Here is a 13,592-nt window from a genome sequence, read left to right as displayed (position 1 = left end):
GGGTCAGCCGGGGCGGTCAGCCGGGGCGGTCAGCCGGGGCGGCGGACGCGGGCGAAGAGCCAGGTGCCGGGCAGCGTCCACAGCGGCAGCCGCCGCTCCAGGGCCATCGAGAGGCGCAGCGCCTCGTTCGCCATCGGATGCAGGGGCGCGAGGTCCTCGCGGCGGGTCGTCCGGTGCCGGAACCGGCGGACGAACGGACGCAGCAGCACGCCCCGGCTCCACAGCCGTTCCAGCAGCAGCCCGGCGCCTTCGAGCAGCTCGGCGAGGGTGTCGCGGGTGTAGCGGCGGACGCGCCCGAGCGCGACGTCGTGCGCCGACCACAGCCCCATGTCGCACGGGACGGACAGCAGCGCCGTCCCGCCCGGGCGGAGCACCCGGGCGATCTCGGCGGCGGCGCGCCCGTGGTCCTCGATGTGCGCCAGCACGTCCATCGCCAGCGCCAGGTCGTACTCGTCGCCCGGAAGCGGGAGGTAGCGGGCGTCGCCCTCGTAGGCCTCGACGCCGTGCGCGCGGGCCAGTTCGACGGCGCCGGGGTTCAGGTCGATCGCGGTCGCCCGCCAGCCGTGCTCGGCCAGCATCCGCGCGTCCGTGCCGGCTCCCGCGCCGATGTCGACGGCCGTGCCGGGGGTGCTGAACCGCAGCAGTTCACCGGACAGGATCGCGCGCCGTTCCCGGTACCACCAGTTCTCGTTCTCGATCCGCGTGATCCGCTGCAGCTCGATCGTGTCCACAGCACAAGGTCATGCCATCGGGGCGGTGCGTTCCACTGTCGTCGCCGATCGCATGCCGATCGTTGACCCGCCCTTGAATCGGGCCCGGGCGTGCGCGGCGCCTCAGCGCCTGCGGCGCCGCACCAGCCAGCGGATCACCAGCAGCAGCACCACGAGCCCGCCGGCCGCCGGGACGGCGCGCTTGGCCAGCGACGGACCCGCGACCTCCAGCAGATCGATCGCGTCGTCCTCGCGCGCCAGCCGCAGCGGCGGACGCTCGGACGGCGACGCCGGAGGGCGCGGCGGTGCGGCCGGCACCGGCCGCGGCACCTCCGCCCTCGCCGGCTCCGGCGCGGCGTGCCTGCCCCGCGCGGCGTCCGCGACGCCGGTCTCGGCCTCCGGCTCCGGCTTCGCCGCCTCCGCCGGGTCCGGCATGGCCTCCTGCACGGGCTCGGCGGGCGCCGGGGCGGCGGCCTCGGCCTCCGGTGCCTCCAGCTCCGCCGACAGCGCCTTCGCGAACCGCCCGATGATCTTCGAGCCGACCTCGGACAGGATGTTGCGGCCGAACTGCGCGGGCCGCCCCGTCACGTTCAGCTTGGTGTGCACGGCCACCCGCGTGGTGCCGTCGTCCTGGGCGTGCAGCCTCGCCTGGACGGTCGCCGAGGCCGTGCCCGAGCCGCGCGCCTCCTTGCCGGAGGCCTCCAGCGTCACGGTGCGGGACGACTCGTCGGCCGAGACGATGCGCGCGGTGCCCCGGTAGGTGATGGTCATCGCGCCGACCTTCACCTTCATCCGGCCCGCGTACTCGTCGCCCTCGGCCGAGTCGAGGATCGCGCCCGGCATGCACGACGCGACGCGCTCCACGTCGAGCAGCACCGACCAGGCCCGATCCACCGGCACGGGGACGGTGAATTCGTGGTCGAGCTCCATGATCATGGTCCTTATCGTCCGGTGTTCTTCCCGCGACCTTACGGCGATCACCCGGCCGCCGCCAGTGCGGGGGTGCCCGCACGGGACGGGCGGGAACGGTGCGGGCCGCGCGGCCGGGCCCCGGGGCGCGGGGACCCGGCCGCGCGGCCGCGCCTCAGCCGCCCGCCGCGGCGGCCAGCGCCCGCGCGGTCAGGACGGACGCCAGGTGCGTCCGGTATTCGGCCGATCCGTGCAGGTCGGTGGGCGGCTCGGTGCCCTCGGCGGCATGCCCGGCGGCGGATCTGAACGCCTCCTGCGACGCCGCCCGCCCCCGGACGGCCTCCTCCACGGCGCCCGCGCGGACGGGCGTCGGCCCCATGTTGGTGAGCGCGACCCGGGCCTCCTCGACCGTGTCGCCCGACCGGCGCACCGCGCACGCGACCCCGACGATCGCCCACGCCTGCGCCGTCCGGTGGAACTTCTCGTAGTGCACACCCCAGCCCGCGCCGAGCTTCGGCACCCGGACCCCCACGAGCAGCTCGTCCGGCTCCAGCGCCGAGGTCATCCAGTCGACGAAGAACTCCGCCGCCGGGATCTCCCGCTCGCCGCGCACCGACCGGGCCAGCAGCACCGCGTCCAGCGCCAGCGCGACGGCCGGCAGGTCGCCCGCCGGGTCCGCGTGCGCCAGCGACCCGCAGAACGTGCCGCGATGCCGGACGGCCGGGTCCGCGACCGTCCCGGTCGCCCGCGCGATCAGCGGCAGGTGCTCGCGCACCAGCGGGTCGCCGATCACCTGGTGGTGCGTCGCCATCGCGCCGATCACCACGGCGTCGCCGTCGTCGCGGATCTCGCGCAGCCCGGCCAGCCGGTCGAGGTCGATGAGCGCGTCGGGGTAGGCGAGCCGCATCCGCAGCAGCGGCATCAGGCTCTGCCCGCCGGCGAGGACCTTCGCGTCCTCGCCGGCGCCGGCCAGCGCCCGCGCGGCGTCGTCCACCGACGCGGGACGCACGTAGTCGAACGTCGCGGGGATCACTGGGCACCTCCGGCCGATCCGAGACCGCCGCCCGCCCCGGGTTCGGCGGTGTCCGGCTTGGACTCCGAGCGCAGAGCGCGCCACACGCGCTCCGGCGTGCACGGCATCGGGACGTCGTGCACGCCGTACGGGCGCAGCGCGTCCACGACCGCGTTGACGACCGCCGGGGTCGAGGCGATCGTGCCGGCCTCGCCGACGCCCTTCACGCCCATCGGGTTGGACGTCGCGGGCGTCTCGGTGCGGTCGGTGGTGAACGGCGGCAGGTCCGCCGCCGACGGGATCAGGTAGTCGGCCATCGTGGTCGTGGTGAGGTTGCCCTCCTCGTCGTACACGGCCTCCTCGTACAGCGCCTGCGCGATGCCCTGCGCGAGCCCGCCGTGCACCTGCCCCTCGACGATCAGCGGGTTCACGACCTTGCCGACATCGTCCACCGCCACGTATTTGCGGATCCGCACCATCCCGGTCTCGGTGTCGACCTCGGCCGCGCACAGGTGCGTGCCGTGCGGGAAGGAGAAGTTGCCCGGGTCGTAGGTCGCGTCGGAGTCCAGCGACGGCTCGACACCGTCCGGCAGGTCGTGCGCCGCGAACGCGGCCAGCGCGACCTCCTGCAGCGTCCGGCCCTCCTGCTGGACGCCCCGGACGCTGAACCGGCCGCCCTCGAACTCCAGGTCCTGCTCGGACGCCTCCAGCAGGTGCGCCGCGACCTTCCGGGCCTTGTCGACGACCTTGTCGCACGCCGAGTACAGCGCCATCCCGCCGACCGCGAGCGACCGCGACCCGTAGGTGTCCATGCCCTTGTGGGACACGGCCGTGTCGCCGTGCAGCACCTTCACGTCCTCGAACGGGACGCCCAGCCGGTCCGCGGTGATCTGCGCCCACGCCGTCTCGTGGCCCTGCCCGTGCGCGGACGAACCCGTGACGACCTCGACCTTCCCGGACGGAAGCACCCGCACCGCCGCATGCTCCCAGCCGCCCGCGCCGTACGACAGCGATCCCAGCACCCGCGACGGTGCGAGCCCGCACATTTCCGTGAACGTCGACACTCCGATGCCGAGCTGTACCGGGTCATGGTTTTCGCGGCGGTCCGCCTGCTCCGCGCGGAGCTTGTCGTACTCGAACAGCTCCAGCGCCTTGTCCGTCGCCGCCTCGTAGTTCCCGCTGTCGTAGGTGAGGCCCGCGATCGTGTCGTACGGGAACTCCTCATGCGCGATCCAGTTGCGGCGCCGCACCTCGATCGGGTCCATGCCCAGCTCGTCGGCCAGCTCGTCCATCAGCCGCTCGATCGCGAACGTCGCCTCCGGACGTCCCGCACCGCGATAGGCGTCCGTGGGTGTTTTGGTCGTGAACACGCCCGAACAGGTGAAGGAGTAGGCGTCCATCTTGTAGATGCCGTTGAACATGAACGCGCCCAGCAGCGGGATGCCCGGCGTCACCAGCATCAGGTAGGCGCCCATGTCGGCGAGCAGCTCCACCTTCAGGCCGCGGATCCGCCCGTCCCGCTCCGCCGCCAGCGTCAGCCGCTGGATCTGGTCGCGCCCGTGGTGGACGGTCATGTTCCCTTCGCTGCGCGACTCCGTCCACTTCACCGGACGGCCCAGCTTCCGCGCGAGCAGGAGCGCGAGCACCTCCTCGCCGTACACCTGGAGCTTGGAACCGAACCCGCCGCCCACATCGGGCGCGACGACCCGGATCCTGTGCTCGGGGATCTCGGTGACCGTCGCCAGCATCAGCCGCAGGATGTGCGGGATCTGCGTCGCCGAGTACAGGGTGAACTCGTCGCCCTCCGGGACGCACAGCACCGACCGCGGCTCCATCGCCGTCGGGATCAGCCGCTGCTGGACGTACCTGCGCTCCAGCACGACCGGCGCGTCCCGCAGCGCGGCGTCCACATCGCCGTTCTCGAACACCCACGTGTAGGACGTGTTCGTCCCGAGCCCCTCGTGGACCAGGTCGGCGCCGTCCGCGACCGCCGCCTCCATGTCCACCACGGCGGGCAGCGGCGCGTAGTCGACGTCGATCTCCTCCAGCGCGTCGACCGCCGCGTACCGGTCGCGCGCCACCACGCATGCCACCGGCTCGCCCACGTAGCGGACCTCGTCCACCGCCATCGGCGGATGGTCCGGATGCTTCATGTCCTCGGTGACGACCCACGCGCACGGCAGCGACCCCTGCTCGGCCGCGAAGTCGGCGCCGCTGAACGCCCCCACGACGCCCGGACGGCTCTTCGCCTGCTCGACGTTGACCCCCGTGATGCGCGCGTGCGCGTGAGGGCTGCGTACGAAGGCGACGTACAGCGTCCCCGCCGGAGCCATGTTGTCGGTCCACTTCGTCCGCCCGGTGATCAGCCGGGCGTCCTCCGACCGCTTCCGGGGCGAGCCCATCTCCCGCGCGGGACCCTCCGCCGTCGCGGTCATGACGCCACCTCCGGCTCCTGCGCGGGCGTGCGCATCTCCGCCGCCGCGCGCCGCACCGCCTTCACGATGTTCTGGTAGCCGGTGCACCGGCACAGGTTGCCCTCCAGCCCGTCCCGGATCTCCTCCTCCGACGGGTCGGCGTTCTCCCGCAGCAGGTCGATCGACGCCATGATCATGCCGGGGGTGCAGTAGCCGCACTGCAGCGCGTGCTCCTCGTGGAACGCCCGCTGCATCGGGTGCCCGGCGCCGCCGGCCCCCAGCCCCTCGACGGTCGTGACGTCGCGGCCGTCGGCCTGGACGGCGAGCACGGAGCAGCTCTTCACGCTCAGCCCGTCCATCAGGACGGTGCAGGCTCCGCAGTTGCTGGTGTCGCACCCCACCGGGGTGCCGACCTTGCCCAGCCGGTCGCGCAGATAGTGGACGAGAAGAAGCCGCGGTTCGACGTCGTCCTCGTACGTCGCACCATCGACCTCGACACGGATACGTGGCATGCGTTTCTCCCAGGGACGTCTCGGGGTGGACCGGAGAGAGGACGTCCCTGGGCGGAGCACGCTGAACCGGCCACGTCATCGGGGCCCGCCTCTCTGAGCGCTCCGCGACATGCCTCCCGGAGCGCTCCGCGACATGCGACCTTACGAAGGTATGCCGCAGTTGAATCGCGTACTAGACCCCGACGTGGCCTATTTGTCCCAGGCTGGGCCCGGTGCCGCCGCTAGTGCACCCGCAGCAGCACCGGCCAGGTGTCGGGCCCGACGACCCCGTCGGCCGTGACGCCGCCCCACTTCTGGACGGCCTTCACCGCCGCCTCCGTCGTGTCGTCGAACTTCCCGTTGACGGCGACCTCGGAGTGGCTGCGCGCCAGCAGCAGCCCCTGCACGCTCTCGACGTGCTCGCCCGTGTCGCCCTTGCCCAGCTGCGGCAGCCTGTTCACCATGGCCTCCATCCAGTCGTCGCCGCTGTAGTCGGGCCGCCCGTAGCCCGCGATCACGTCCGCGCCGCGCACCTTGCGCTTGCAGGCGTCGGAGGTGTTGCCCTCGATCGTCTGGACCCGTCCGCCGCCCAGCGCCTTCTCGACCACGCCGACGTGGTCGATCGCGGAGATGGCGTTGGACGCGCCCCAGTCGAAGAAGACGATGTCGCCGGGCCGCGCCGCGTCGACCTGCGCGGTCGTCCCGGCGTGCCAGCGTCCGGCCTTCTGGAAGTCCTCGGCGTGCCACGGCGTGTACGCGCGGTCGCCGGCGGGCAGGACGGCGCCCGCGTTGCCGCTGTGCCGCGCCCAGTAGGTGATGGCCATGTCGCACCAGGACGCGTTGAGGAACTCGTCCCCGTGCCTGGCCGCGTACTCCTTGGTGATGGTGTTCGGGCGGCCCGACATCCCGAGGGACTTGCGGGCCTCCGCCAGCATGCTCGCCGCGGTCATGCGGAACCCTCCCCGCGGAAGATCCCGTCCTTGTCCGGCTCTCCGTACAGCTCCCGCAGGACCTGCTCCTCGTCCGGCTCCGTCGCGCGGTCGACACCGGGGTTCACGTCGACCTCGTCCATATGCGACGCCTCGGTGGCGTCCGTTCGTGCTTCGGGGGTCACTGTCACTCCTCGACGGCGGCGACCGCCCCGTTCCGTGGGCGATCACCAACCGACCGTAATCGGATCCCCCATACTTTTCCGGATTTCCCCCACATTCACATCGACCGCGGCTGACCTGCCCCGACGGCCGTGCCACTCTCGCCACCCGGTAAGCGGACGGCGCCCACGCGCGTGCGGGCGCCGTCCCGGGGAGTCACTCGTCGTCGGCCTCGGGCGGCGACACGGTCGTGGACGTGCCCGACAGCGACCCGTTCGACGAGCCGGGCGACATGCCGCTGGACGCGCCGCTGACCTCGTTGATGATGTCGCTGCCCGGACTGCCGTCGCCCTTGGCGAGGTTGAGCGACCGGTCGATCTCCAGCCAGCTGTCGTTGCCCGCGTCGTCGCCGGTGTTGTTGAAGGCGCTGACGAGGCTGTCCCCGGGCGCGGCCGGGGCCGCCGGCGCGGCGGGCGGCGGGGCGGACGTGGACGCCCAGGTGACCCCGGCCGTCGCGGCCGAGGCGCCGCAGGCGAGTGCGGTGAGGGCGAGGAATCTGGCGAGCATGCGCATGGTGGCCTTTTTCTGTAGTGACGAAACATCGCGGCGACTCCCGGGTGGGGAATCACCGCGATGGGCGGATGTCGGGCGGGGTCAGGCGGGGGTGCCCGCCATCTCCTGTTCGTTGCTCCGGTGGTGCCGGCTCATGTTGCGTTCCAGCAGTTCGATCGACTCCTTGACGCCGACGCTGTCCGGCGTCATCTCGGGCAGCCGGCCGTCGGCGCCCTTCAGTTCGAGCAGCGCCGCGTCCATGGCGCTCTGCGCCGCGAACAGGCACGGGGTGCTGTAGATCGCCACGTCCACGCCGAGCTCGGTGAGCTCGGGCAGCGAGATGCGCGGCGACTTGCCGCCGGCGATCTGGTTGAACAGCAGCGGCTTGCCGCCGATCACCTGCCGCACCCGGTGGATCCAGTCGACGCTCCGGACGCCGTCGACCAGGACGACGTCGGCGTCGGTCTCGGCGAGGGCCCGCGCGCGCCGCAGGATCTCCTCCTCGTCGGTGGCGTCGGTGCGGGCGACGACGACCAGGTCGCGGCGCGTCTCCAGCACCATCTCGAGCTTCTCGAGGTACTCCGGCAGCGGAAGGATCTGCTTGCCGTCGACGTGCCCGCAGCGGCGCGGCCGCCGCTGGTCCTCCAGGATGATCCCGGACGCGCCGAACATCTCCAGCTGCTCGACGACGTGGCAGGCGACCTCCGGGTCGACGTACCCGTCGTCGATGTCGACCAGCAGGTGCCGGCCGGGGAAGGCGAGCCGCAGCCGCTGCACGAACGCGACCATGTCCGGCCAGGCGATGAAGCCGATGTCGGGCAGCCCGTAATGGGACGCCGCGAACCCGAAGCCGGACACGAAGAGGCCGTTGTAGTGCTTGGCGGCGACGGAGGCGGAGAACATGTCGAACACTCCGATGAGCGGAGTGACTCCCTCCGACATGATCTCTCGTCGTAGCTCGTCTCCGTAATTCACGTATCACTCCTCTGTTCTGGGGTGTGGCAGGTCCGGCGCCCGTGGGGCACCGGACCGGGGGACTGTCACGCCTCGAACAACGCGGACGAGTCACTATTCCGCGTTGCGAATAGTTACTCATCCAGAACGTATAGGAGGGGCAAAGTGAATGTAGCGGTCGCCTAAAATCGACTGCCCTTCGCCGGTTATGAAACGCGATATGGCGATTTGTTCTTGGCCTTTCTTTTGCGCCGGCTAGGGCGCCACGTCGACCGGTGCGGCCGACGCGTCCGGCTGCGTCGCCGGGGTCGGCCGCAGCACCAGGAACGCCAGCACGGACGCGGCGACGCCGGCGACCACGCCGACGACCGCGATCGTGGCCATGGAATCGGTGAACGCGTCGCGCGCCGCCGCGGCGAGGCCGGCGTCGCCCCTGGCCGCCGCGACCGCCAGCGCGTCGCCGATGGACTTGCGCGCCGCGCCGGTGACGCCGTCCGGCATGCGGCCGGAGAACGCCGTCGACAGGACGCTGCCGAGGATCGCGACGCTGAGCGCCTGCCCGAGCTGCTGGACGGTGTCGTTGACCGCCGAGCCGACGCCGGCGCGCTCCGGTGGCAGCGCGGCTAGCAGCGTCCCGTACGCCGCGGGGCCCATCGTCCCGCTGCCCATCCCCATGATGACCAGGGCGATCACGAGCTTGGGGTAGCCGTCGCCGGGCGACAGCGTCGCCAGCACGCCGAAGCCGGCGGCGAGCAGCAGCAGGCCCGCCGCCACCGCGACCCGGGCGCCGAGCTTCTTGTCGACGACCACGCCGATCCCGTTGAACGCCATCGCGGTGACCATCAGCGGGATGAACGCGGCGCCGGCCTTCAGCGGGCTGTACTCCAGCACGAACTGCAGGTACTGGGTGAGGGCGAGCAGCAGGCCGCCCGCCGAGAACGACATCAGCACCACCGACAGGCTGGCGCCGCTGAAGTTGCGGTCGCGGAACAGGGCCGTCGGCAGCATCGGCTCCGGGCAGCGCCGCTCCCACAGGGCGAACGCGGCGATCATGACGACCGCGACCACGAACCCGCCGATCGTCCGGCCGGACGACCAGCCGTCCCGCGCCGTCTCGATCACGCCCCACACCAGGGCGGTCATCCCGACCGTGGACAGCACGGCGCCCACCACGTCCGGCCGGACGGCCGGGCCGCGCGACTCCGGGATGATCAGCAGCGCGGCGACGATCCCGACGACCGCGATCGGGACGTTCAGCAGGAACACCGACCCCCACCAGAAGTCGCGCAGCAGCAGGCCGCCGACGAGCGGGCCCGCGACGGCGCCCGCCATCAGCACCGAGCTCCAGATGGCGAGGGCCTTCTTGCGCTCCTCGTCGTCGAAGACGGTGGTGAGGATCGAGAGCGTGCCCGGCATGAGGAACGCGCCGCCGACGCCCATCAGCGCCCGCGCGGCGATGAGCTCGCCGGAGGAGTCCGCCATGGCGGCGAACACCGACGCGCCGCCGAACAGGACGAGCCCGGCGACCAGGCCCCGGCGGCGCCCGAACCGGTCGGAGAGGGCGCCCGCGGTGAGCAGCAGCCCGGCGAAGACCAGCATGTAGGCGTCCAGGATCCACTGGATGTCGGCGTTGGTCGCGTGCAGGTCCTTGACCAGCGACGGGATCGCGACGTTGAGCACCGTGTTGTCGATGACGACCACGAGCAGGCTGAGGCACAGCACGCCGAGGATCAACCAGCGGCGCGGGTCTCGGGCGGACATGGCATCCCCGTTCGTACAACGATCGAATTTTCGCACACTGTACTAACCGTGGTACGCCGTTCGTCAACCGATAATCTGGAGCGGCGGAGCACCCCCAGGTCAGAAGGACGCGCATGGCCCCTGAACACGATCCCGTCGCCACGTCGGTCTGGCTGCGCCCGGGCCGCCCGCGGCGGGGCCGTCCGCAGCTCAGCCGGGAGGAGATCGTCGGCGCGGCGGTCCGGCTGCTGGACGCCGAGGGCCCGGACGGCTTCAGCATGCGGCGCCTGGCCGCCAGCATCAGCGCGGGCGCCACCTCGATGTACTTCTACGTCGCGAACAAGGACGAGCTGCTGGAGCTGGCCGTCGACGAGATCCTCGGCGAGGTCGAGGTCCCCGACGTCGAGGCGGTCGGCTGGCGGGAGGCGGCGGCCGGGCTCGCTCGCGCCTTCCGGACCGTGCTGCTCCGCCACTCCTGGGTGATCGCGCTGTTCGGCACCCATCCCGCCATCGGCCCGAACGCGATGCGGGTCAGCGACCGCACCATCGCCCTGCTGACCGCCGCGGGCCTGTCCGGCGCGGAGGTCGCCTGGGCCAGCTCCCTGCTGACGTCGCACGCCATCGGCTACGCCACGTCCGACGCCGCCCTGGACCGCGCCACCCGCGCCGCCGGCAAGTCGGCGGCCGACCTCATGGAGCAGCTCCGCCCCTTCGTGGAGCGCGTGGCGGACGACTACCCGAACTACGCCGGCTGGTGGCGCCAGAACAAGACGATCGACATCGACCCGGACGAGGGCTTCGAGTTCGGCCTCGAACGCCTCCTCGACGGCCTGCAGGCCTGGATCGACAGGAAGTCCTGACCCGCACCGTCACGGCGACGGCGTGCCGCAGGTCTTGGTGATGTCGTCGGTGGCCTGGGTGAACCGGACCGTCTCGGACTCGGAGAGGAAGTTCTTCCCGGCCTCGTCGCCGCCGTTCTTCTCCAGCTTCGCGCCGACGTCCAGGACGATGTCGACCTCCTTGGCCAGGTGGTCGTCCTTCAGCTTCGGGCGGACCCCGCGGAGCGCGCCGATGATGCCCTGGACGTCGTCCGACCCGGCCCGGGACCGCAGCGCGGCGGTGATCTTGGAGCAGTCGGCCTTCCGGTGGTCGCCGCCGCCGGAGCAGCCGGGCACCAGGAGGCACAGGGCGAGCGCCACCGCGGGCGGGACGAGGATGCGCACCGGTTTCACGGCACCGATGATCCCAGGTCGGGGACTGTGCCCCGTTCTGCGGGGTATGCACGCAGTGTGTTCGTCAAGTACCTGTTCGTGACCGCGCTGCTGACCGTGGTCGCCTACGTCCTGCTCACCCGCTGACACCCGGGCGCCGTCGCCCCGCCGGCGGGGGCGGGGCGACGGGGGCGTGTTCGGGTCGGAGGGCGGGTCTCAGCGGCCGGGGGTGAGGCTTTCGGTGTGCAGCACCCTGCCGTCCAGATCCCGGAGCCGGACGGTCAGGGTGCCCGAATGCGCGTCGATGTCGACTTCGCCGAAGAACTGGTAGCCCTCGGCGGGCGAGGTGTTCGCGTGCGGCGGGGCCTGCACGAACTTCGCCGTCGGGCCGAACGTGCCGTCGAGGGAGTTCGGGCCGAATGCGCCGGCGTTGAGCGGGCCGGACACGAATTCCCAGAACGGGTCGAAGTCCTGATAGGCGGCCTTGGACGGGTCGTAGTAGTGGGCGGCCGTGTAATGGACGTCGGCGGTCAGCCAGACGGTGTTGCGGACGCGGTGCCTCTTGATGTCGGAAAGGATCTCCGCGATTTCCCGTTCGCGGCCGAGCGGCGCGCCGTTGTCGCCCTGGGCCGCCGCTTCCTGCGCGGTGCCGTCGGGGACGACGAGGCCGATCGGCAGGTCGTTCGCGATGACCTTCCAGGTGGCCTTCGAACCGCGGAGCTCGCGTTTGAGCCACGCGGCCTGCTCGGCGCCGAGGAGCCCGTCGCGCTGCGTCGGGGAGTCGCCGGCGTCGTTCGGGGACTTGTACGTCCGCATGTCGAGCATGAACACATCGAGCAGCGGGCCGTAGGAGATCTTGCGGTAGATGCGTCCGCCCTTGGCGGCCTGAATGGAGATGGGCGTGTATTCGAACGCGGCGCGGCGCGCGCGTGCGGAAAGGACATCCACCCGCTTCTCGGTGTACTGCGGGAGGTCCAGAATCTCGCCCGGATACCAGTTGTTGAGCGTTTCGTGGTCGTCCCACTGGTAGAGCATCGGGACCTGGGCGTTGAACGCGCGGAGATTGGCGTCCTGGAGGTTGTAGCGGAACTGGCCGCGGTATTCGGCGAGCGTCTGGGCGACGGCGGACTTCTCCGGAGTGGTGAGGTTGCGCCAGGTGCGGCCGTCCGGCAGCGCCACCGTCTCGGTCAGCGGGCCGTCGGAGTAGACGAGGTCGCCGCTGCACAGGAAGAAGTCGGGGTCGACCGCGGCCATCGCCTTGAAGATGCGGTAGCCGCCGAGGTCGGGGTTGATGCCCCAGCCCTGGCCGGCGAGGTCGCCGGACCAAACGAACCGGATGTCGCGGCGGGTGCGCGGCGCGGTGCGGAGGCGGCCGGCGACCGGCTCGGACGCCGGGTGCCGGTCCAGGTCGTCCAGCCGGACCCGGTAGTGCAGCTCGCGGCCCGCCGGCAGGCCGCGCAGGAACGCCTTGCCGGTGAGGTCGGTGTCCGGGGTCAGGACGGGGCCGCGGACGGTCCTGGCGTTCCGGAAGTCGGGGCGGTCGCTGAGGTCGACGAACATCCGCGCGGGACGGTCGGCCCGCGCCCACACGACGGCCTCGTGCGCGCTGACGTCGCCGCTCTGCACGCCGTGGGTGAGCCGCGGCCGGCCGGTCCGCAGCAGCCCGGCGGCGCGCGCCGGTCCGTCGTTCAGCAGGGCGAAGGCCGCTCCGGCGGTCGTCACGAGACCACCTCGCAGCACGGTGCGCCGGTCCATGCAGGCTCCGTTCCTTGATCCGTTACCGGGACGGATGGTGGCGGACCGGGACAGACCGCCGGTGCACGGCGGGTGAACGCAGGCGTTCGGCTTGACAACCGTTGGTCACGGAGTGTCTCCTTGGTCCCATGCCAGCGCGCGTCCCCACCGACAGCCCCGTGGCCCTCCGCCGCGTGGCCAGCGCGCTGTGTCCTGCCTGTAGCCGCTGATCATCCCGTTTGCACGCCGGGTGGCTCACCCGGATCCGGCTCACTTCCAGGACTCCAGGACAATGGTTCCCGATCTCACGATGCGTGGCCAGAACGACCCGCACGGCCGCACGATCATCGCCCGTCCGCCGACCGTGGGGCAGCTCGCCGCCCGCGTCCACGCGCTGGCCGCGCGCCCGTCCGACTGGTGGCGCCGCCTCACCTTCGACGAGACCGGCCCGGTGCGCGTCCCGCTGGACGATCCGGACGGCCCGGACGGCCCGGACGGCGTCCGGCTGTGGCTGACCACCTGGCCCCCCGGGCACGGCGCGACCGTGCACGGGCAGGTCAGCACGCTCATCGCCGGTGAGCTGGCGGAGGTGGCGATCGCGGCGGACGGGGTGACGGAGCGCCCGCTGCGGGCCAACCGGGTCCGCGTGCACGGCGGCCCGCAGACCTTCACCAACCCCGGCCCCGCGTTCGCCGTCAGCCTGCACGCCTCCTGACCCCGCCGCCGCGCCGCCCCCGCCGTGGCCGGGACCGGCGGCGGCGGCGGAGCGAGTCG

The 13,592-nt window shown here is 72.2% G+C and carries 14 protein-coding genes; 2 read left to right on the top strand and 12 right to left on the bottom strand.

Translation table 11 applies throughout. The features are described from left to right. Positions 1-29: 29 nt before the first annotated feature. From ACA514_RS15275 to ACA514_RS15230, 10 genes are all read right to left on the bottom strand, one after another. Positions 30-731 carry a class I SAM-dependent methyltransferase gene (locus ACA514_RS15275; RefSeq protein WP_375041761.1) on the bottom strand — a complete coding sequence of 234 codons (702 nt, stop codon included), beginning with the start codon at positions 729-731 and terminating at the stop codon, positions 30-32. Between the two features lie 102 nt (positions 732-833). After that, positions 834-1,640, bottom strand: coding sequence for an SRPBCC family protein (locus ACA514_RS15270; protein ID WP_375041760.1), 807 nt, complete (start codon positions 1,638-1,640; stop codon positions 834-836). 154 nt (positions 1,641-1,794) lie between these two features. Beyond that, on the bottom strand, positions 1,795-2,652 hold the full coding sequence (locus ACA514_RS15265) for an FAD binding domain-containing protein (protein ID WP_375041759.1): 858 nt from the start codon (positions 2,650-2,652) through the stop codon (positions 1,795-1,797). Beyond that, complete coding sequence (locus ACA514_RS15260; RefSeq protein WP_375041758.1) at positions 2,649-5,066, bottom strand: xanthine dehydrogenase family protein molybdopterin-binding subunit; 2,418 nt, start codon at positions 5,064-5,066, stop codon at positions 2,649-2,651. Before ACA514_RS15260 ends, ACA514_RS15265 begins: the two co-directional genes overlap by 4 nt. Beyond that, positions 5,063-5,557 carry a (2Fe-2S)-binding protein gene (locus ACA514_RS15255; protein WP_344271870.1) on the bottom strand — a complete coding sequence of 165 codons (495 nt, stop codon included), beginning with the start codon at positions 5,555-5,557 and terminating at the stop codon, positions 5,063-5,065. The genes ACA514_RS15260 and ACA514_RS15255 overlap by 4 nt, the downstream gene beginning before the upstream one ends. A 221-nt stretch (positions 5,558-5,778) precedes the next feature. Beyond that, a complete protein-coding gene (locus ACA514_RS15250; RefSeq protein WP_375041757.1) occupies positions 5,779-6,486 on the bottom strand; it encodes a peptidoglycan-binding protein in 708 nt (235 codons plus the stop codon). After that, positions 6,483-6,650 (bottom strand): hypothetical protein, encoded by a 168-nt coding sequence (locus tag ACA514_RS15245; protein ID WP_375041756.1) that lies wholly within the window; start codon positions 6,648-6,650, stop codon positions 6,483-6,485. The genes ACA514_RS15250 and ACA514_RS15245 overlap by 4 nt, the downstream gene beginning before the upstream one ends. 193 nt (positions 6,651-6,843) lie before the next feature. Beyond that, positions 6,844-7,200, bottom strand: a complete 357-nt coding sequence (locus ACA514_RS15240; protein ID WP_375041755.1) for a hypothetical protein — start codon at positions 7,198-7,200, stop codon at positions 6,844-6,846. An 81-nt stretch (positions 7,201-7,281) separates the two neighbouring features. Beyond that, a complete protein-coding gene (locus ACA514_RS15235) occupies positions 7,282-8,121 on the bottom strand; it encodes an oxaloacetate decarboxylase (protein WP_375041754.1) in 840 nt (279 codons plus the stop codon). Positions 8,122-8,388: 267 nt separating this feature from the next. Further along, entirely contained in the window at positions 8,389-9,894 is a 1,506-nt protein-coding gene (locus tag ACA514_RS15230; RefSeq protein WP_375041753.1) for an MFS transporter, read from the bottom strand. A 113-nt stretch (positions 9,895-10,007) separates the two neighbouring features. Between ACA514_RS15230 and ACA514_RS15225 the strand changes: the two genes are divergently transcribed. Further along, positions 10,008-10,733, top strand: coding sequence for a TetR/AcrR family transcriptional regulator (locus ACA514_RS15225; protein ID WP_375041752.1), 726 nt, complete (start codon positions 10,008-10,010; stop codon positions 10,731-10,733). Between the two features lie 9 nt (positions 10,734-10,742). On the opposite strand, the gene ACA514_RS15220 is transcribed toward ACA514_RS15225, so the two are convergent. Then, complete coding sequence (locus ACA514_RS15220) at positions 10,743-11,105, bottom strand: hypothetical protein (RefSeq protein WP_375041751.1); 363 nt, start codon at positions 11,103-11,105, stop codon at positions 10,743-10,745. A 195-nt stretch (positions 11,106-11,300) separates the two neighbouring features. Continuing rightward, positions 11,301-12,839 carry an alkaline phosphatase D family protein gene (locus ACA514_RS15215; protein WP_375041750.1) on the bottom strand — a complete coding sequence of 513 codons (1,539 nt, stop codon included), beginning with the start codon at positions 12,837-12,839 and terminating at the stop codon, positions 11,301-11,303. Between the two features lie 289 nt (positions 12,840-13,128). Here ACA514_RS15215 and ACA514_RS15210 point away from each other — a divergent pair, with 289 nt between their 5' ends. Then, positions 13,129-13,533, top strand: a complete 405-nt coding sequence (locus tag ACA514_RS15210) for a cysteine dioxygenase (RefSeq protein ID WP_375041749.1) — start codon at positions 13,129-13,131, stop codon at positions 13,531-13,533. Positions 13,534-13,592 lie beyond the last annotated feature (59 nt).

Origin of the sequence: Actinomadura sp. NTSP31, assembly GCF_041951385.1 — a bacterium.
Lineage (GTDB): Bacteria > Actinomycetota > Actinomycetes > Streptosporangiales > Streptosporangiaceae > Spirillospora > Spirillospora napierensis.
The sequence above is the reverse complement of the archived record's forward strand: the minus strand, read 5'-3'. Positions and strand labels throughout refer to the sequence as shown.